General features: G+C 74.2%; 20 protein-coding genes. 6 read left to right on the plus strand and 14 right to left on the minus strand.

The genetic code is table 11. From position 1 onward, the window contains the following. Positions 1-220 precede the first annotated feature (220 nt). The 7 genes from JD79_RS01045 to prfB form a co-directional block, all read right to left on the minus strand. Entirely contained in the window at positions 221-1,114 is an 894-nt protein-coding gene (locus JD79_RS01045) for an amidohydrolase family protein (RefSeq protein ID WP_110004037.1), read from the minus strand. Continuing rightward, positions 1,111-2,034: an NADP-dependent oxidoreductase gene (locus JD79_RS01050; RefSeq protein ID WP_110004038.1), complete on the minus strand. Its 924-nt coding sequence runs from the start codon at positions 2,032-2,034 to the stop codon at positions 1,111-1,113. The genes JD79_RS01045 and JD79_RS01050 overlap by 4 nt, the downstream gene beginning before the upstream one ends. Then, positions 2,031-2,507, minus strand: a complete 477-nt coding sequence (gene smpB, locus JD79_RS01055) for an SsrA-binding protein SmpB (protein WP_110004039.1) — start codon at positions 2,505-2,507, stop codon at positions 2,031-2,033. The genes JD79_RS01050 and smpB overlap by 4 nt, the downstream gene beginning before the upstream one ends. Before the next feature lie 9 nt (positions 2,508-2,516). After that, positions 2,517-3,530 (minus strand): acyl-CoA dehydrogenase family protein, encoded by a 1,014-nt coding sequence (locus tag JD79_RS01060; RefSeq protein WP_110004040.1) that lies wholly within the window; start codon positions 3,528-3,530, stop codon positions 2,517-2,519. Between the two features lie 111 nt (positions 3,531-3,641). Further along, complete coding sequence (gene ftsX / locus JD79_RS01065) at positions 3,642-4,526, minus strand: permease-like cell division protein FtsX (RefSeq protein WP_110004041.1); 885 nt, start codon at positions 4,524-4,526, stop codon at positions 3,642-3,644. 46 nt (positions 4,527-4,572) lie between these two features. Next, on the minus strand, positions 4,573-5,262 hold the full coding sequence (gene ftsE, locus JD79_RS01070) for a cell division ATP-binding protein FtsE (protein ID WP_110004042.1): 690 nt from the start codon (positions 5,260-5,262) through the stop codon (positions 4,573-4,575). Between the two features lie 134 nt (positions 5,263-5,396). Further along, complete coding sequence (gene prfB / locus JD79_RS01075; protein ID WP_110004043.1) at positions 5,397-6,509, minus strand: peptide chain release factor 2; 1,113 nt, start codon at positions 6,507-6,509, stop codon at positions 5,397-5,399. A gap of 81 nt (positions 6,510-6,590) precedes the next feature. Here prfB and JD79_RS01080 point away from each other — a divergent pair, with 81 nt between their 5' ends. Next, complete coding sequence (locus JD79_RS01080) at positions 6,591-7,490, plus strand: NADP-dependent oxidoreductase (RefSeq protein ID WP_110004044.1); 900 nt, start codon at positions 6,591-6,593, stop codon at positions 7,488-7,490. Here the strand turns inward: JD79_RS01080 and cutA are convergent. Beyond that, positions 7,487-7,828, minus strand: coding sequence for a divalent-cation tolerance protein CutA (gene cutA / locus JD79_RS01085; protein ID WP_245899484.1), 342 nt, complete (start codon positions 7,826-7,828; stop codon positions 7,487-7,489). The two genes, JD79_RS01080 and cutA, sit on opposite strands and share 4 nt — an antisense overlap. Positions 7,829-7,877: 49 nt before the next feature. Between cutA and JD79_RS01090 the strand changes: the two genes are divergently transcribed. Further along, a complete protein-coding gene (locus JD79_RS01090) occupies positions 7,878-8,114 on the plus strand; it encodes a hypothetical protein (protein WP_110004046.1) in 237 nt (78 codons plus the stop codon). Between the two features lie 57 nt (positions 8,115-8,171). Here JD79_RS01090 and JD79_RS22365 read toward each other — a convergent pair whose 3' ends face one another. After that, positions 8,172-9,194 (minus strand): lipase family alpha/beta hydrolase, encoded by a 1,023-nt coding sequence (locus tag JD79_RS22365; protein ID WP_110004047.1) that lies wholly within the window; start codon positions 9,192-9,194, stop codon positions 8,172-8,174. 111 nt (positions 9,195-9,305) lie between these two features. Here JD79_RS22365 and JD79_RS01100 point away from each other — a divergent pair, with 111 nt between their 5' ends. Beyond that, positions 9,306-9,899, plus strand: coding sequence for a pentapeptide repeat-containing protein (locus JD79_RS01100; protein ID WP_110004048.1), 594 nt, complete (start codon positions 9,306-9,308; stop codon positions 9,897-9,899). Between the two features lie 14 nt (positions 9,900-9,913). On the opposite strand, the gene JD79_RS01105 is transcribed toward JD79_RS01100, so the two are convergent. Genes JD79_RS01105 through JD79_RS01115 form a run of 3 tightly spaced genes read right to left on the minus strand, consistent with a single transcriptional unit; the run spans position 9,914 to position 14,789 of the window. Then, positions 9,914-11,023, minus strand: a complete 1,110-nt coding sequence (locus tag JD79_RS01105; RefSeq protein ID WP_211307813.1) for a glycoside hydrolase family 6 protein — start codon at positions 11,021-11,023, stop codon at positions 9,914-9,916. Beyond that, complete coding sequence (locus JD79_RS01110; protein WP_110004049.1) at positions 11,020-13,011, minus strand: galactose oxidase early set domain-containing protein; 1,992 nt, start codon at positions 13,009-13,011, stop codon at positions 11,020-11,022. The genes JD79_RS01105 and JD79_RS01110 overlap by 4 nt, the downstream gene beginning before the upstream one ends. After that, positions 13,008-14,789 carry a glycosyltransferase family 2 protein gene (locus JD79_RS01115; RefSeq protein ID WP_211307814.1) on the minus strand — a complete coding sequence of 594 codons (1,782 nt, stop codon included), beginning with the start codon at positions 14,787-14,789 and terminating at the stop codon, positions 13,008-13,010. The genes JD79_RS01110 and JD79_RS01115 overlap by 4 nt, the downstream gene beginning before the upstream one ends. Before the next feature lie 573 nt (positions 14,790-15,362). Here JD79_RS01115 and JD79_RS01120 point away from each other — a divergent pair. Then, positions 15,363-15,581: a hypothetical protein gene (locus tag JD79_RS01120; RefSeq protein WP_110004050.1), complete on the plus strand. Its 219-nt coding sequence runs from the start codon at positions 15,363-15,365 to the stop codon at positions 15,579-15,581. 16 nt (positions 15,582-15,597) lie between these two features. Here the strand turns inward: JD79_RS01120 and JD79_RS01125 are convergent, their stop codons facing one another. Next, positions 15,598-15,780: a hypothetical protein gene (locus JD79_RS01125; RefSeq protein ID WP_110004051.1), complete on the minus strand. Its 183-nt coding sequence runs from the start codon at positions 15,778-15,780 to the stop codon at positions 15,598-15,600. 161 nt (positions 15,781-15,941) lie between these two features. Between JD79_RS01125 and JD79_RS01130 the strand changes: the two genes are divergently transcribed. Beyond that, positions 15,942-16,454, plus strand: a complete 513-nt coding sequence (locus tag JD79_RS01130) for a DinB family protein (protein ID WP_110004052.1) — start codon at positions 15,942-15,944, stop codon at positions 16,452-16,454. Positions 16,455-16,465: 11 nt separating this feature from the next. Here the strand turns inward: JD79_RS01130 and JD79_RS22120 are convergent, their stop codons facing one another. Next, a complete protein-coding gene (locus JD79_RS22120) occupies positions 16,466-16,705 on the minus strand; it encodes a hypothetical protein (protein ID WP_146220357.1) in 240 nt (79 codons plus the stop codon). A 256-nt stretch (positions 16,706-16,961) separates the two neighbouring features. Between JD79_RS22120 and JD79_RS01135 the strand changes: the two genes are divergently transcribed. Beyond that, positions 16,962-18,821 (plus strand): hypothetical protein, encoded by a 1,860-nt coding sequence (locus tag JD79_RS01135; protein ID WP_110004053.1) that lies wholly within the window; start codon positions 16,962-16,964, stop codon positions 18,819-18,821. The last annotated feature ends 11 nt before the right edge of the window (positions 18,822-18,832 follow it).

Consider the following 18,832-nt stretch of genomic DNA (forward strand, 5'->3'; position numbering starts at 1 on the left):
CGTCACGCTAGGCGGGCTGCCCCGGGGGCGGCGACCCCTTTGTCAGCGACACGAACAGGCATAGGAGGTGGCCGTCGGGGCCGGCGTGGACGCGCACGACCTCGTCGGGGGCGTCGTAGCCGCCGATGGGCCGCGCGCCCGCCTCCTCCGCGAGCGCACGGGCGGCCTCGAGGTCGTCGACCCGGGGTGCCGAGGACGGCGGCGGTGGGGCGGTGCGGCGTCAGCCCTCCAGTGCGAACAGCCGGGCGCCGTTGTCGTGCAGCACCGCGCGCAGCCAGTCCTCGCCCAGGCCGAGGCGGGACAGCGCGGCCAGCTGCTCGGCGTAGGGGTACGGGATCGAGGGGAAGTCGCTGCCGAGGAGCACCTTGTCCCGCAGCGCGGCCAGCCGCGGCCGGTCGGCGGGGTCGAAGGGCATGAGCCGCTCGGTGAAGTCGGTGGCGAACATCGTGGTGTCCAGGTGCACCCGCTCGTACCGCTCGGCGAGGTCGAGGAAGTCGCGGTACTCGGGCATGCCCAGGTGCGCGATCACCAGGCACAGGCCGGGATGCCGCTCGAGCAGGCCGGTCATCGGCGCGGGCCCGGTGTGCTCCCCGCGCAGCGGCCCGGAGCCGCAGTGGATGACCACCGGCGTCCCGGCCTCCTCCAGCCGCGCCCAGACGGCGTCGAGCAGCGGGTCGCGCGGGTCGAAGCCGCCCACCTGCACGTGCACCTTGAACACCCGCACGCCGCGGTCGAGCGCGTCGGCCACGTAGTGCGGCGCCTCGGGCTCGGGGAAGAACGTGGCCGAGGACAGCACCCGCGGGTGGGCGGCGGCGAAGCCGTGCGACCAGTCGTTGAGCCAGGCGGCCATGCCCGCCTTGTGCGGATAGGGCAGCGTGGGGAAGGCGCGCACCCCCAGCCGGCCGAGGACGGCGAGCCGCTCGTCCTCCGGCAGCCGGTAGTGCACCGGCCAGGCCGCCCCGTAGTGGGTCTCGGCCGCCTCGAAGTAGGACCAGACCTTGGCCTGCACCCGGGGCGGGAGGAAGTGCACGTGCACGTCGACGAGGCCGGGCAGGCCCAGCTCGCGCCAGAACCGCGGGACGTCGTCGTCGTCGACCGGCGGCTGCACGCTCATCGCAGGGTCACGACCACCTTGCCGCGCACGTGACCGCCGGCCACGAGGTCGTGGGCCTCGGCGGTGCGCTCCAGCGGGAACGCCTTGGCGATCGCCACGCGCAGCTGGCCGGCGTCGGCCATCCGGCCGAGCTCCTCGAGGTCGTGCCGCTCGGGGCGGACGAACACGTAGCGCCCGCCCATCCCGTTGACCGCGGGGTCGACGACGCTGGCGACCCGGGCGACGTCGCGCACCTGACGGGGAGCGTCGGCCAGGGCGTCGCCGCCGTTGAGGTCGAGGACGGCGTCGACCGGCTCCGACAGCTGCTCGCTGACCGGCCCGGCGGAGTAGTCGAGCACCTCGGCGGCGCCGGCGTCGCGCAGGAAGCCGTGGTTGCGCGGGCTGGCCGTGCCGATGACGTGCGCGCCGAGCGCGGCGGCGATCTGGACGGCGAAGAAGCCGACCCCGCCCGCGGCGCGGTGGACCAGCACGCGGTCGCCCTCGCCGACCTCGAGCGTCTCGGTGAGCGCCTGGTAGGCGGTGAGCCCGGCCAGCGGCAGCGCCCCCGCCTCGGCGAAGGACAGCGACTCGGGCTTGTGCGCCAGGCAGCGCTGCGGCGCGGGCACGAGCTCGGCGGCGGTCCCCCACTGGACGTCGTCGCGGCGCAGGTACCCCATGACCTCGTCGCCGGGCGCGAAGTCGACGACCGCGGGGCCGACCGCCTCCACGGTGCCGGCGAGGTCCCAGCCCGGGACGATCGGGAAGTGGTGCGGGAAGAGCCCGGCCAGGTTCCCCTCGCGGATCCCGACGTCGACTGGGTTGACGCCCGCGGCGTGCGTGCGGACGAGCACCGCGTCCGGGCCGACCGGCGGCTCGGGGAGGTCGTCGCGCAGGGTCAGGACGTCGGAGGAGCCGAACCGGTCGTAGGCGATGCCCCTCAACGGCGTCCCTTCACGTAGCGGCCGAAGGCCTTCTGGATCTCCCGGCGGGAGTCGCGCTCGGCGAGGTCGTGGCGCTTGTCGTAGGACTTCTTGCCCTTGGCCAGCGCGAGCGTGGCCTTGACCTTGCCGTCCTTGAAGTACAGGTCCAGCGGCACGAGCGTCAGGCCGCCCTCGCGGGTCTTGCCGACGAGCTTGTCGATCTCCTCGCGGTGCATGAGCACCTTGCGCTTGCGGCGCGGGGCGTGGTTGGTCCAGGTCCCCTGCGTGTACTCGGGGATGTGCACGTGCTGGAGCCACACCTCGCCGTCGTCGACGGTGGCGAAGCCGTCGACCAGCGACGCCCGACCGGCACGCAGGCTCTTGACCTCGGTGCCGGTGAGCACCAGGCCGACCTCGTAGGTGTCGAGGATCGAGTAGTCGTGCCGCGCCTTCTTGTTCTGGGCGATGAGCTTCCGCCCCTGTTCCCGCGGCATGTCCCCAGGTTACCGGGGACCGGTGGCGGTGATCTCGCGCCGGAGCTGCCCGTACGTCGGGGCCTGCACCGGGAGGAACGCCGCCTCGCGCACGCGCCGCGCGGTGTCGCTGCCGGCGAGGTACCCGGACCCCCCGGCCACCGCGGACTCCAGCCGCACCGCCTCGGCGGCGACGTCCAGGGCGGCCAGCCGCAGCCCCGCGAGGTCGCCGGGGTGCACGCCCACCCGGTCCCCGGCCAGGTCCTCCAGCCGCCGGGCGACGTCGTCGCGGCGCTCGGTCAGCGCCGCGGCGTCGGGCCGCAGGACGCTGGGCAGGTGCCCGCCGGCGGCGGAGAGCGCGGCGTCGGCGACGCCGAGGGCGAGGGCGGTCTGCAGCAGCAGCATCGCCGGGCGGCACACGGCCATGAAGCCGGCCAGGTCGTCGCTGAGCACCTGCCCGGGCCCGACGACGACGCCGTCGAGGTGCAGGCCCCCGGTGCCGGTGCCGCGCAGGCCGAGCAGGTCGTGCGGCCCGGTCGGCGTCACGCCGGCGTCGGTGCGCCGGAAGAGCGCGACCACCCGGCCCTCGTCGGCGGTCCGGGCGGGGCTCACGACGACGGCGTCGTCGAAGAGGTTCGAGGCCCAGCCGACGGTGCCCGACAGCCGCCAGCCCGCGCCGTCGCGGACCGCGGTGACCGGCAGCGTGCCGGTGCCGGCGAGGTCGGCGACCGCCGGGGCGAGCGCGGTGGCGCCGGGGACGGTGCCGGCGCGCAGCTCGGCGACGAGCCCGGTCAGCGGCTCCGGCGGCGGGCAGCAGCGCAGGTACTCCAGCACCATCCGCTGCGACCACGCCGCGAAGGCCGTGGCCAGCGACACCGACGCGAGCTGGCGGAGCATCCGCACCGAGGCCAGCAGCGCGACGGTCGGGTCGTCGTCGTCCGCGCCGAACGCGCCGACGTCCCCGAGCCGCCGCAGCGCGGGGCGGACGTCGGCCCGGCCGGTGTCGAGGTCGTCTGCCGTGGCGCCGGGAGCCGTCGTCGTCATGCCCCCTGCCTACCCGCGTCCGCCCCGCGACGCGCGAGATCCCGCGATCTCGTACGCCCCGGAGGCCGGAGACGTACGAGACCACGGGATCTCGACGGGAGGAGCGAGGGACTACAGGCGGACGTAGAGGCGCAGCGTCACGTACGCGGCGACCGCGGCCAGGCCGACGCCGGCGGCGCCGATGACCGGGGCGATCGTGGCGATCGCGCCCCAGTCGACCGGCGGGATGATGCCGGCCTTGATCGGCCCGGCCAGCGTCTTGTCGACGAAGAGGACCTTGGTGAGCACCAGGCCACCGACGGCCAGCAGCGCACCGATCAGCCCGGCCAGCGCCGCCTCGAGGATGAACGGCAGCTGGGTGTACCAGCGCGAGGCGCCGACCAGCCGCATGATGTTGGTCTCGTTGCGGCGGTTGAACGCGGCCAGCTGGATGGTGTTGGAGATCAGCAGCAGGGCCGCCAGCGCCTGCACCACCGCCACGGCGATGGTGGCGTTGCGGGCGCCGTTGAGCAGGCTGAACAGGCGGTCGAGGAAGTCGCCCTCGTCGCGCACCTGGTCGACGCCGTTCTGCCCGTTGGGGAACTCCGCGGCGATGACCTCGTAGCGCTCGGGGTTGACCAGCTCCACGCGGAAGCTCTCCGGCAGCGCGTCCGGCGGCGTGTTCTCGACCAGCTCGGGCTGCTGGGAGAACTGCTGCTGGAAGCGCGCGTAGGCCTCCTCCTTGGACTCGTACAGGTAGTTCGCGACCTCGGGCGAGTCCGACAGCTGCGCCTCGATGGCGCTGCGCTGCTCGTCGGTGACGTCGTCGGCCAGGAAGATGGAGACCTGCACCTTGTCGTAGTAGATCTCCTTCATGTCGGAGATCATCCCGGCGATGAGCAGGCCGGTCCCCATGAGACCGAGCGAGATGGCCGTGGTCAGGATCATCGCGACCGTCATGGTCAGGTTGCGACGCAGCCCGGTGGCCACCTCGGAGAGGACGAAGTTGACGCGCATGGATTCCCTGTCGTGAGGTGCAGGTCGAGGTGGGCGGCGGGGTGCTCTACCGGCCGACGCCGTAGACGCCGCGCGTCTGGTCGCGGGTGATCTGGCCGCCGTTGAGCTCGATGACGCGGCGGCGCATCGAGTCGACGATGTGGTAGTCGTGCGTCGCCATGATCACGGTGGTGCCGGTGCGGTTGATCCGCTCCAGCAGCAGCATGATCCCCTCGCTGGTCTCCGGGTCGAGGTTGCCGGTGGGCTCGTCGGCGAGCAGCACCAGCGGCCGGTTGACGAACGCGCGGGCGATCGCGACCCGCTGCTGCTCACCACCGGAGAGCTCGTGCGGCAGGCGGTTGGCCTTGCCCTCGAGACCGACCATCTCCAGCACCTCGGGGACCACCCGCTTGATCGTGCGGTGCGGCTTGTTGATGACCTCGAGCGCGAAGGCGACGTTCTCCGACACCGTGCGGTTGCGCAGCAGCCGGAAGTCCTGGAAGACGCAGCCCATCGTGCGGCGCAGCTTGGGCACCTGCCACTTGCTCATCGTGTTGAGCGCCTTGCCGTTGACGGTGACCGTCCCGCGGGTCGGGTCGTCCTCCTTGAGCAGCAGCCGGAGGAAGGTCGACTTGCCGGAGCCCGAGGAGCCGATGAGGAAGACGAACTCGCCCTTGTCGATCTCCGTCGACACGTCATCGAGGGCCGGCCGTGCGCTGGCCGGGTAGAGCTTGGTGACGTGTTGCAATTCGATCACGAGGGGCCACGGTACCTGCCCGGAGCCGCACGATGGTCGGTTCGGGGCAGGACGCACCGGAGGATGTCACCGACCCGCGCCCCTACCCAGCGGGATCGCCCCGGCAACCGCGCCGGAGTGTGACCGAGGCGACCCTAGCTCGCCGGGACGGACTCCTGCTGGCGGCGCCAGCGGATGCCGGCCTCGATGAAGGAGTCGATGTCGCCGTCGAGGACCGCCGTCGTGTTGCCGGTCTCCTGCTCGGTGCGCAGGTCCTTGACCATCTGGTACGGGTGCAGGACGTAGGAGCGCATCTGGTTGCCCCAGCTGCTCCCCTCCCCCTTGAGCGCGTCCATCTCGGCGCGCTGCTCGGCCTGCCGGACGGCGAGCAGCCGCGCCTGCAGGACGCGCAGCGCCGCGGCGCGGTTCTGGATCTGGCTCTTCTCGTTCTGGCAGGAGACGACGATGCCGGTGGGCAGGTGGGTGATCCGGACGGCGGAGTCCGTGGTGTTGACGCTCTGCCCGCCGGGGCCCGAGGACCGGAAGACGTCGATGCGGATCTCGTTCTCCGGGATGTCGACGTGGTCGGTCTGCTCGACGACGGGCAGCACCTCGACGCCGGCGAAGGACGTCTGGCGGCGGCCCTGGTTGTCGAACGGCGAGATGCGCACGAGCCGGTGGGTGCCCTGCTCGACCGAGAGCGTGCCGTAGGCGTAGGGCTGCTTGACCGCGAAGGTCGCCGACTTGATGCCGGCCTCCTCGGCGTAGGAGGTGTCGTAGACCTCGACCGGGTACCGGTGGCGCTCGGCCCAGCGCAGGTACATCCGCATGAGCATCTCGGCGAAGTCGGCGGCGTCCACGCCGCCGGCCTCCGAGCGGATGGTCACCAGCGCCTCGCGGGAGTCGTACTCGCCGTTGAGCAGCGTGCGGACCTCGAGCTCGTCGATCTCCGCGCGCAGCGCGGCCAGCTCGCGCTCGGCCTCCTCCGCGGTGGCCGCGTCGGACTCCTCCTCGGCCATCTCGTGCAGCACGCCGACGTCGTCGAGCCGGCGGCGCAGCTCCTCGACCCGCCGCAGGTCACCCTGCAGGTAGGAGAGCTTGGAGGTCAGCGCCTGGGCGGCCTCGACGTCGTTCCAGAGGTCGGGCGCGGCGGCCTGTTCCTGCAACTCGGCGACCTCGCGGCGCAGCCGCTCGACGTCGAGGACGGACTCGATGCTGGAGAGGGTCGTGTCCAGTTCGTCCAGGACGACGGAGAAGTCTGCGGCCACGTCGATCGAGGGTAGTGCGCCCCGGGGACGGAGCGGCGGTCCCCGCGGTGGCTGCCGCCCACGACCGGGAGGAGCAGGGGGATGCGAGCCGTCGTCCACACCGCGTACGGGGAGCCCGAGGTCGCGGGTGTCGGGGAGGTGGACGAGCCGCACGCCGGGCCCGGGCGGGCCCGCATCGCCGTCCGCGCGGCGGGCGTCGACCCGCTGGACTGGAAGCAGGTCACGGGGCTGATGGCGCGCGGCGACCGGCCCGACGGGCCGACCGTGCCCGGCGTGGACGCCGCCGGGGTGGTCGACGAGGTCGGCGAGGGCGTGACCGGCGTGCAGGTCGGCGACCCCGTCCTCGGCCTCGGCCGGGCGACCGCGGCCGAGCACGCCGTGCTGCACGCGTGGGTCCCCAAGCCGCCGGAGGTGTCCTTCGAGGTGGCCGCCGGGCTGGGGGTGGTCGGTGAGACGGCGGTCCGCGTGCTCGACCTGCTGGGCCTGCCGCCGGGCCGCACGGTCGTCGTCGACGGCGCGAGCGGCGGCGTCGGCACCGCGACCGTGCAGGTCGCCGTCAGCCGCGGGCTCGCGGTGATCGGCACGTCGTCGCCGGCCAACGCCGACTTCGTCCGATCACTCGGCGCGCTGCCCGTCCCCCACGGCCAGGGCCTGGCCGACCGCGTGCGGGAGATCGCCCCCGACGGGGTCGACGGCGGCATCGACACCGCGGGCCGGGGGTCGGTGCGCGACCTCGTGGCGCTCACCGGCGACCCGGGCAGGGTCGTGACGATCGCCGACTCCGGCGCCGCGGAGCTCGGCGTGCGGGTGACGACGTCGAGCGAGGGCGCCGTCCCCCGGCTGACCGAGGTGGCCGCGCTCGTGCGCCAGGGCCGGCTGCAGCTGCCGGTCGCCGCGAGCTACCCGCTCGAGCGGGCGGCCGAGGCCCACCGCCGCAGCCGCGAGGGCCACGTGCGCGGGAAGCTCGGGCTGGTCCCCTAGTAGGGCTCCCGCGTCTCCGCGACGACCCAGCGCAGGTAGTCGGGACCGCCGTCGACCAGCGGCAGCGCGATGACGCACGGGACGTCGTACGGGTGCAGCTCGGCGGTGCGGGCGACGACCGCCGGCACCAGCGCGCGGCGGGTGTGCAGCGCGACGCGGGCCTCCGGCTCGTCGTGCACCGCCCCCTCCCACCGGTACACCGACCGGATCGTGGCGAGCTGGTGACCGCAGGCGGCCAGCCGCTCCTCGACGAGGGTCCGCGTGTAGCCGGCCAGCCAGTCGGCGTCCGGTCCGGTGACGACGACCTCGCAGCACTCGGCCGCCCCGCTGGTGTCCACGTGCCCATCCTCGGGTGCGTGCCGGGGGCGCGCGGGGTAGGGCCCGCCCATGAGCGACGACCTGACACTCGACATCGACGGCGAGCAGTACGTGGTGCGGCAGGGCGGTGAGGGCCTGCGGGTGGGTCGCCGCAACGGCGACGACGTGGCCTGGCTCGACGACGTCGACCCGGCGCTGCTGCCCGAGGACGCCCGCACGGCGCTCGCCGAGGGCGACTCGTCCAACGAGGCGCTGCGCGTCGCGGTCAGCGGCATCGTCCAGGCCGAGGTCGAGCGCGGCGGCTGACCCTCCCGGAGGACGCACCGCCCGGGCCCCGCGCGGGACCGGGCGGTGCGCCGCCGGTCAGCGGTACACGTACGGCGCGAGGGCCGGCTCCTCGGCGACGTCGGGCGCGTTGCCCGCGCTGTCACCGGCGTAGGCGACGAAGGCCGCGAGGTCGCCGGCGAAGGTCAGCGGGTCCACGCCGGGCTGGAACGCCTGCAGGCAGGTCGACAGCGGGATGCGAGAGCGGACCGCCGGCCCGTCGTGGGTGAGCGCGTCGGCGACGACGGCGTAGCCGACCGGGTCGTAGCTGCCGATCGCGAAGTGGTCGGCGGCGTTGGCCGGGCAGACCTCCTGCGTGGCGATGTTGGCGACCGCGCCGTCGCCGGTGCGCAGCGCCGAGCTCGCCACCCCCGGGGTGTTGGGGACGACGACCTCGTCGAGCGCCGTGTAGGCCACGGTGTAGTCGACGCCGGCGAAGGTCTCCGCGCCGCTGTTGAGCGCCTCGAGGAACCGCGACCCGGTGGCCTGCTGGTGGAACGAGGGGTTGCAGTCCCCGCAGGTCACCGCGGAGTCGAGGGTGCCGTGGTTCGACGGCGACAGGCCCACGACGTCGTCGACGAGCGCCCGGGTGTCCGGCCAGAAGCGCAGCGCCCAGCGCGGCACCATCCCGCCCTGGCTCCAGCCGACGACGTCGACGTCGCGGCGGGACTGCGCGCTCACCGTGCGGATCGCGTGGACCAGGTACTCGCCGGCCACCTGGATGTCGCCGGTGGCGTCGAAGGGCAGCGTGACCGTGCACCAGCGCCAGCCGTTGCGGTCGAAGGCGCGGGTGTAGTTCCAGCCGAAGCCCACCTGCGGGTCCATGGTGGTTCCGGGGACGAGCAGGATCGGGTCCTGGGCCAGGCCGCGCAGCGGGCCGTTGCAGGACAGGCTCGCGTCGAGGTCGGCCCTCGGCACCGACAGCCGCGGTCCGGGCCGGTCGAGGGGCGCGTAGGCGCCGGTGTCGGCCGTCGCCGCGGGTGCGGCGACGGCGGTGCCGGCTCCCAGCAGGACGGCGGCGCAGGCCGCGGTCAGGGCGGTCAGCAGTCGGGACCTCGTCATCGAGCGTCGCGTCTCCTCGCGGTCGGGCGCGCGCGGTCCGCGCGCTCGTGCAACACAACGACCGAGTGTCCCGCAGGATGTGGTCCGCGCCACCGGGCCTAGGGTGCCGCCGTGACCCCGACCCGCGAGGACGAGATCCTCCGCGGCGACGACCGCTGGGGCGAGGACCTCTCCGGGGAGGGGTTCGTGCGCTGCACCCTCGTCGACGTCGACCTCTCCGAGACGACGTCGGTGGGCGCGACGTTCGAGGACTGCACGTTCACCGCCTGCCGGTTCTCCGCCGGCCGGCACGAGGCCTCGGCGTTCCGCGGCTGCCGGTTCACCGCGTGCTCGTTCACCACGGCGGAGTTCACCGACTGCACGTTCCTCGGCAGCGCCTTCGCGTCGTGCTCGCTGCGGCCGCTGCGGGTGACCGGCGGCGACTGGTCCTTCGTCTCCCTCGTCGACGCCGACCTGCGCGGTGCCGTGTTCACGGGCGTGGCGCTGCGCGAGGCCGACCTGCGCGGCGCCGACCTCACCGGGGCCACCGTCACCGACGCCGACCTGTCGGCCGCCGCGCTGGAGGGCAGCCGCTGGGCCGGCGCGGACCTGCGCGGCAGCGACCTCTCGGCGTTCGACCCGCGCGGGCTGCCGCTGGACGGTGCCCGCATCCGCGCCGAGCAGGCCGTCGTCCTCGCGCAGCTGCTGGGGCTGCGCGTCGGCTGACGGCCGGCGGCGGGTCAGCCGGTGACGAGGTCGGCGGCCGCCTCGGGCCACCACTGGCCGGCCGGCGGGCCGCCCCCGCAGGTGCCGTCGGAGTCGCCGGGCTGCTTGACCCACAGCAGCGCGTCGAGCCGCGGGGCGTCGGGGGACGTCGTCGGCGGCTCGCCGAGCGCCCGCCCCGGCGGGTTGCACCAGCGGCCCTCGCCGCCGGGGGCGTCCTCGGGCGGGCCGGCGCCGTTGCGGCTGGTGTCGATCACGAAGTGGGCGACGGGCGCGCCGGGGGGTGCGCCCTCCTCCAGCTGCTCGGACAGCGCCAGGCCGTACTCGGCGTTGGCCTCGGTGGTCTCGTAGTTGGAGACGTTGAGGGCGAACCCGTCGGCGGAGTCGATCCCGCTCTTGCGGAGGGCGTCGGCGAGCGCCGGCAGGTCGTCCACCCAGTCGGCGTTGCCGGCGTCCAGGTAGATCCGCGTCTCCGGCTGCCGGTCGAGGATCGCGACCGCCTGGGAGAGCAGGTCGTAGCGCGCGGCGGAGTCGACGCCCTGGCAGCCGGCGACGGCGTGCGGCACGGCGTCCGGCTCCAGGACGACGACCGCGGGCCGGTCCGCCAGCGCCGCCGCGAAGCTGCCGATCCAGGCCAGGTAGGCGCCGGGGTCGGCGGCGCCGCCGGCGGAGTAGGAGCCGCAGTCACGCCCGGGCACGTTGTAGGCGACCAGGACCGGCAGCCGGTCCTCCTCGGCCGCGGCCACGGACGCCCGCTCCACCATCGGGTACGGGTTGTCGGGGCTGGCGATCCAGACGGCGGTCGGCTGCTCGGCCAGCGGGGCGAGCGCCTGCGCCTCCTCGGTCCGGCCGGCGGCACGGGCCTCCCGCACCGCGGCCGGGCCGTGCCCGTCGGGGTCGAGCCACAGCTCCTCCCCCGCGAGCCGGCTGGACTCCTGCGGGGCGGCGGTGCCCGTCGCGGTGCCCGTCGCGGTGCCCGTCGCCCCGCCGTCGCCCCCGCTGCTGCCGTCGCCGCCGGCCCTGTTCCCGCCGGTCCCGTCACCGCTCCCGCAGGCGACCGCGGTGCCGGCGACGGCGGCCAGCACCGCGGCGCGGACCGACCGTCGCCGGTGCAGACGGGTCCTCACGCGACGTGCACCCAGCGGGCCGGGGAGGGGACGCCGTCGGAGTCGAGCACCACCAACATGTACCAGCCGGAGGGGGTGAGCCCCTCCTCCTCGGGCACGGTGAGCTCGACCGTGTCGCTGCCGCAGCAGCCGTCCGGGCAGTGCTGGCTGCCGTCGGCGGCGGTGTGGCCGGCCGCGCCCTCGGGGCACGACGCCGGGGCCACGTCGAGGGCCACCGAGCGCTGCTCGGTGTCCGTCTGGTGGGTCACCGCGCTGGGCCGCATCAGGCGGGCCTCCGCGACGTCGGCGCCCTCGACGTCGACGGTGAAGCTCGTCCCCCGGGTGACCTCCTCCGGGGCGTCGGCGATGGCCGGCCGGTCCCCGGCGAAGAGGTAGGGCGGGGAGTAGATCTCGATCCGCGTGTCGAAGGTGCCGGTGCGGGTCTCCTCCTTGTCGGCGAACAGCGGGTCCGACCCCATCGTCATGACCCGGCCGTCGGGCAGCAGCAGCGCCGTCGCGTGGTAGTTCCGCCCCACGAAGTTGCGCGCCGCCTCGTCCAGCTCGCCGGTCTCCGGGTCGTAGAGCGTCGTCAGGTGGAGATCGCTCTCCTCGTTGCCGCGGTAGTCCACCGAGCCGCCGGTGAGCAGGGTGCTGTCGTCGGGCAGCGTGACGGCGTTGAGGTAGCGCACCGGGCTCGGGTAGTCCGGCGCCGGCTCGTAGCGCGGGGCGTCCTCGTCGAGGTCGACCACGTTGAACCGCGCGGTCGACTCCGGGCTGTCGCCGACCAGGCCGCCGCCCACGATGCCGACGCGCTGGTCCTGCACCGGGGCGAGGAAGAACGACGCGCTCGTCTCGTTGTAGGCGGCGTCCTCCAGGCCCGGGACGTCCTGCCAGGTGTTGTCGCGCAGGTCCCAGATGCCCGGCTGCCGGCCCGCCTCGGCGGGGCCGTAGCCGGTGTTGGACCCGCTGTAGAAGACGCGCTGCCCGTCGGCCAGCCGGAACAGCGCCGGGTAGGTCGGGAAGTAGCGGAAGAGGTCCGGCTGGTCGGTCCACGTGCGCGTGGCCGGGTCGTAGACCTCGTTGTCGCCCGGGAGGACCCGGCCGTACTCGTCCAGGCCGGACACGGCCAGGACCCGGCCCCCGTCCAGCCCGATCAGGGTGGGGTACCAGCGGGCCTCGTCCAGGCGGCCGGTGCGCCGGTAGGTCTCGGTGGCGACGTCGAACTCGTAGGAGGCGTCGAGGCCCTGGAAGTTCTGCTTGTCCTTCGTGACGCCGCCCCCGCGCGCGTGCACGTACCCGCGGTGCCCGGCCGGGAGGTCCAGCACGCCGAAGGCGCGCTCCTCCTCGACGACGTACTCGTCGCCGGTGCCCTCGGCCTCCACCCACACGTCGGCGACCCCGTCCATCGCCGAGCCGTCCGGCATCCGGTGCGCGGCGGGCAGCCTGACCTCCTCGGTGGAGGTGTAGGTCAGGCCCCCGACGGCGAACTCGGTGCCCACGGGCAGGGTGAGCGGCTCGTCCTGCTCGTTGGTGAGCGACAGGACGCCGGCGGCCCGGTCGACCTGCTCGTCGAGCCGCTCGTACCGGCGGGTGCCGCCGGCGATGAGCAGGTTGCCGTTGGGCAGGTAGGCGTGCCCGCCGCAGAAGAGGTCCTCCGGCGTCGGGACCTCCTTGGTGTCGCCGGTGACCGGGTCCCAGACGATCGAGCGGAAGGTCCCCGCCTCGAACCGCTCGGCGTTGTTGCCCGACCCGGCGATCAGCAGCACCTTGCCGGTGGACAGCAGCGCGGCGTGCACCGCCGACAGCCGGTACTCCTCCGGCAGCTCCACGGTCTCCCAGAAGCCGTACTGCGCCTTGTAGTCGTCCTGGTTGCGCTGGAAGTCGTAGACGAGCCGGTCGGCCACGTCGACGACGACCGGCCCGTTCGCCGCGACGACGCCCGTCACCGCGGCGCCGACCAGCGCGGCGTTGCGCAGCCGCCGCAGCGGCCCCGGCACGCGGCGGGTCATCGGAGGCTCTCCTGCGGGAGGCCCGCGAGCTGCGCGGGCGCGACGACGGCAGGGGGGATGACCGACAGGTCCGGGATGACGTTGCCCTCGATCCGGTAGGGAGGAGCCGCCGCGCGGCGGCGGGTGGTGACCGCGGTGCCCAGCCAGCAGGCGACCGGGACGAGGCACATGAGCGCGCTGAGGCCCGCCCAGGCGGAGACGGCGACGTGCACGTGGCCCAGCGGGAACGAGGCGGCCAGCACCCCGACGAGGACGATCCCCCAGGCGAGGTGCCGCCGGAAGACGCCGACGTGGTCGCCGGAGACCGCGCCCTTGCGGGTGACGACGAAGGCCGGCTCGCGCCGTCGCACCGCCTGCCACAGCGCCTGGACGTAGACCGGCGCCGACATCGCCGACATCGCCATGCCGGCCACGCCGGAGGAGCCCTCCTGCTCGTGCGGGCTCACGTTGTGCCGGCGGTTCCAGAAGTAGACGCCGAGGTGGAGCACCGCGGAGTTGACGTAGAGCATCAGCCAGATCTGCGCCGTCACCTGGAGGCCGCCCACGCCGGTCAGCAGGAAGGCGGTCAGGTTCAGCCCGCCCAGCACCCAGCTCACCGCCGCCGACGGGTAGTAGGCCAACAGCATCGTGTAGTGCGCCTTGCCGGCCCACGACAGCTTCCCGAAGGAGCGGCGGAAGTGGCGGAGGATCGTCTGGTCCGCGCCGCAGGCCCACCGGTGCTGCTGGGAGAAGAAGTCCCGCCAGGTGGCCGGGCCCTCGCCGACGGCGAGCACGTCGGGGGTGTAGACGGACTTCCAGCGCGCGCCGGTCTCCGGGTTGCGCGAGGCGTGCCAGACGACGCTCGTGGCGGCGTCCTCGGTGATCGAGTCCTGCAGGCCGCCGATGGCGCGCAGCGCCGAGATGCGGACGGCGTTGTTGGTGCCGACGAACATCGCCGAGGAGAGCCGGTTGCCCGCCCGCTGCAGCACGCTGTGGAACATGTACTGCTGCGACTCCGCGCCCCGGGTGACGACGTTGTCGTAGTTGCCGTACACCTGCGGGCCGACGACGAAGGCGACGTCGGGGTCGCGGAAGTAGCCGACGAGCCGCTCGACCATGTTCGGCTGCGGCACGTGGTCGGTGTCGACGGACACCCAGAGGTCGTAGTCGTCGCCGTGCGCGTCGAGCCAGGCGTTGTAGTTGCCGTGCTTGGTGCGCGCCTTGAACCCGCCGCTCGGCTGGTTCCAGCGGTCGACGCCCTTGCGGCTGAAGTGCCGGACGCCGAGCTCGGTGCACATCGCGCGCACGGCCGCGTCGTCGCCCTCGTCGAGCAGCCAGACGTCGAGCCGGCCGTCGTGGCGCATGCGCAGCGCGGCCTCGAGCGTGCCGCGGACCATCTCCAGCGGCTCCTTGCCGGGGACGATCGTGGTGAGGAAGGCGACCCGCTGCCCGCTCAGGGGCGTCATGGGGACCGGGTCGCGGGCGTTCAGCGTGGCCAGCGCCAGGGTGATGACGTTGACCATCTGCAGGACGCCGATGACGGCGACGCTGCCGAGGAGCACGACCGCGAGCACCGAACGCCAGTCGCCGACGTACTCGGGGTGGTGCGACGGCAGCAGCAGCCAGACGAGGAAGACCAGCTCGAAGACGAAGGCGCCGAGGACCAGCAGCCGGGCGCGGACGCGGGCCCAGCCCCGGGTGACCGGCCGGAACCGGACGCGCCCGTCGGCGGTCGGCTCCTGCAGCGGCCCGGCGAGCTCGCTGAACTCCGCGTAGGGGTAGGTCGTGACCTCAGACACCCCGGGACGTGACCCGGAGGCTGCCTCCTTCCCGATCGGACACCAGCGGGGACGTCGCAGCCCCGCAGGGCACGGCGATCAGGAGCAAGGCAGACCCATTCGTGAGACGGCGGTTCGGGCAGTACACGCGGCGCAACACCGGCGGAGGAGGCCGGCGGACGGAGGGACCGTGGCGTGCTCCAGCGAACGACTTCCGACCCCTGCGCGGCTGTGCGCGGGGCGGATCCGATCGGCCCGTTCCGTGCAGCACCCCGGAGGATGCCGACACGGACGGTAACCAGAGCCGTCCCGCGGAGGCCAACCGATCACCTGTTCGGAGTCGTCCCGTGCTCGTAACGCGGAGGTTCGTCACCTGATGGCCTTGTGACCCTCACCGTGGGTCACCCCGGTCGACAGGCGCCCCGAGCCCCTCCCCGCGCCACGCTGGGGCAGGCTGCCCGTCCGGGCGGGCCGCCGGGGACGGGACCTCCGACCCTCGGCGCGGCCCCGCGCCGGTCCTAGCGTCGGGAGCGGACGCCGGCGCGTCGGCGTCCGGACGCCGGTCTCCGCGGCCGGTCGCTCCGGGGAGTCCCCATGACCGTGCCCGTCGACCACCCCACCCCTGCTCCCGAGGACCCGAAGCCGGCCGCCGACCACGAGGCCGAGGACGACTACTCGACGAGGCCCGGCATCGAGGACCGGACGTTGCTGCTGGCCGGCGTCGTGATCGCCTTCATCGTGCTCGCGTTCGTCGGGATGTTCGTCCTGACCGCCCTCGGCGGCGGCACTGACTACGTGCCCTGGGGCGAGTGACCCCTCGTCCGACGGGTCACTGCTGGGCGGCGAACCGCTCCTCCAGCAGGCGGTTGACGCAGCCCTCGGCCTCGGCGACGGCCGCGGCGTTCTCGCCGCTCGGGCACCGGTCGAAGGAGCTGCGGGCGACGCCGAGCGCGATGTAGGCGACGGAGATGTCGTAGTCGAGCTGGTCGAAGCTGCTGACGGTCGGGCTCATGACGACCTCCTGGCGTTCGGTGCCTGTGAGCTGCACGTTAGGACGCAGGTGTGACGGTTCTGCTGCGCCGAGGTCATCGGCAGATGCCGATCCGTTCCACCCGGCCCTCCCTCCCCCTAGCGTCGGCGCCGACCCACCGGAGGACGACGGAAGGCGATCCCATGACCGGTACGACCACCCTCACGCGGGAGCGGGCCGACCTCATCGAGTCGCTGCGGAGGCACCGGGCCTTCCTGCGGTTCACCGTCCGCGACCTGACCGACGAGCAGGCGCAGCGGCGGCCGACCGCGAGTGCGCTCGACCTGGCCGGGCTGGTCAAGCACGTGGCGGCCACCGAGGCCGGGTGGGTGCGGTTCGCCGAGGGCGGGGCCGAGGCGATGAACCGCAACTGGGGACCCGACGCCGCCACCCGGCACTGGCACCTCGCGCCCGGGGAGACGCTGGCCGACGTGCTGGCCGAGTACGAGGAGGTCGCCCGGCACACCGACGAGCTCGTCGCCGCGCTGCCCGACCTCGACGCCGACCACGCGCTGCCGGAGGCCCCCTGGTTCGAGCCGGGCGCCCGATGGTCGGCCCGGCGGGTGTTCCTGCACGTCATCGCCGAGACCGCCCAGCACGCCGGCCACGCCGACATCCTCCGGGAGTCGATCGACGGCCAGAAGACGATGGGCTGACCCTCGGGTCCTCAGCGGTCGCCGCTGCGGCCGGTCTCGACGACGAACTGCCTCGTCGCGGTGTCGGTGTCGACGCACCCGGCAGCAGCGGGAGCGGGCGTCCTCCAGTCCGGCACGGCCCGCCACGCCCCTCCCCCGGCGGCCACCACGTCTCGAGCGGTACCGACCCCGGTTCCCGGGCCGGTGACGTGGACACCTGCCTCGGCGCCCGCCGCGCCGTCGGGGTCGACGGCCGGCTCGGGTCCGGGCACCGCGCCGGGGACGGGCGTCCGAGCCGCCCCGCCGGCACGTGCCGCCAGGTCACGATTGCCGCATCCGGGCGTGGTCGTCGTTGACCGGACCAGTTCCGGTTCGGATGCTGTGCCGGGGCGTCGGCGCGGGGGCCGACCATGTTCTGGCGAGGCGATTCCCATGTGGCTGGCAACTCGCGCGCGCCCTCCACGGCCGGCCGGTCGCGAGCCCGCGGACCACCTCCGGTCGCGACCGCGCGGGCTGCCGGTCGTCCTGGTGGCGGCGCTGTGCCTGGCGAGCTGTTCCGGCGAGCCGGACGACTCCAGCGCCTCCTCCGGCAGTGCCACCGCCGGCAGCGCGGCGGTGTCCCAGGACGTCGCCCCCGATCAGCCGCTCGAGCTGACCATCGACGGGGTCGCGCAGCTCACCGCACCGGCCGGCGCGTTCACCGGACCCACCCGGGTGACGCTCACCCCGCAACCGGCGACGGCCGCCGCGACCGCGGACGTGCCGGGGACCACCGTCGCCGGCCCCGGCGTCGACGTCACCTTCGACGGGCCTGCGCCGGTGCAGCCGCTGCGCCTGGTCCTCACCGACGTCAGCGACCAGCCGAGCGCCGACGCGATCCCGGTCGTGCTGCACCAGCGCCACGACGGCACCTGGGAGACCGAGCTGGGCGAGTTCACCCCCGACGGAGGCATCGCGGTCGAGGCGACCGAGTTCTCCTCGCGGTGGACCGCCTGGTTGTCGGCCCCGGCCGACTGGGTCCGGAACGCGCTGAGCGCGGTCGCCGACTCACTCGTCGACGCCGTCGGCGGGCGTACCGACCCGCCGGCGTGCGCCGACGACGGGCCGGCCTGGGCGGCCCAGGCCTCGACGACCACGACGGTCCACGACTGCCTGATCACCAACACCGACCCGGACAGCGGCCGGGTGCGGGCCGAGCTGCAGCTCGCGCCGAACCGGCGCTACTACGTGGGCGTCCACGTGCCCGAGGGTGTCGAGTACACGTGGGTGCAAGAGCAGCCGGCGGCGCTGCGCGCGGCGCTGGGCCGGATGTTCGGCTTCGACCCGGACCGGCAGGTGTACATCGGGCCGGGCACCATGACCACCAGCGGCGCCGTGCAGCCGGCGGCGGACACGACCCTGACCTTCACCGCCGCGGTCGACGGGACCAGCGCCGCGCTGTCGTTCACGGTCGCCGTGCTCGGCCTGGCCGCGGACGTGCCGCGGGTCTTCGGCGGGCAGGCGGTCGACCCGCGCGGCGGACTGCTGGCCGCGGCGATGGTCACCCTCGCGTGCGCCGACAAGATCCCCGCCCGGTGGAGCGACCCGAACCAGACCTACGAGTTCTTCCGCTGCGTCCTGGGCGCGGCGCTGAGCAACCTCGAGGACACGGACAAGGCGTTCAGCGCCGCCGTGCAGCAGTTCGGCGACCGGGCCTACGCCCAGGAGGCCGAGGACGCGCTGAGCACCCGCGCCACGGTGCTCAGGGTGTTCGGCACCGCGGTGAAGGTGGTCAGCCTCGGCGCCGCGGTCCGCGACATCTGGCTCAACGTCGTCGAGGCCTTCACCCAGATGACCGATGAGCGCGCCGGTCAGGTGCGGCTCGACCTCCGCGGCCGGTCGGCCAGTCCCACCGGCGCCGCGGACCCGCACGTCGTGCGGTCGACCGGCATCGGGGAGCTGAACGTGAACATGACCGTCGACGACCTGGAGAGCCTCGGCTACGTCGACCAGGGCAACCTCTACGAGGACGTGGACGCCTCCTGCGTCCGGTACGCGAAGCCGGACGGCCCACTCAGCGCTGCCGTCGACACGGCGACCGACCGGGTGGTCGCCGTCCACGCCACCGAGGGGTCGCACACCGAGGTGGGCGGCATCGCCGCCGGCTCGACGCTGGCCCAGGTGCGGTCGGCGTTCGCCGGTGACGGCTACCGGATCACCGAACTGCTCGACAGCGACTTCGGGCAGGGCAGCAACGGCGTCGTCGTCACCGGTCACGGCGGGGCCATCGGGCTGGGCCTGACGTACGCGACCGCCGACGAGTACGCCGCCGGCACCGCCACGGTCGACTGGGTCGCCGGCGTCGGCGACGTCGGCAACGCACCGACCCGCGCGGAGACCGGCTGCTGACCCGGTGCCCG

Origin of the sequence: Geodermatophilus normandii, assembly GCF_003182485.1 — a bacterium.
Taxonomy (GTDB): Bacteria; Actinomycetota; Actinomycetes; order Mycobacteriales; family Geodermatophilaceae; genus Geodermatophilus; species Geodermatophilus normandii.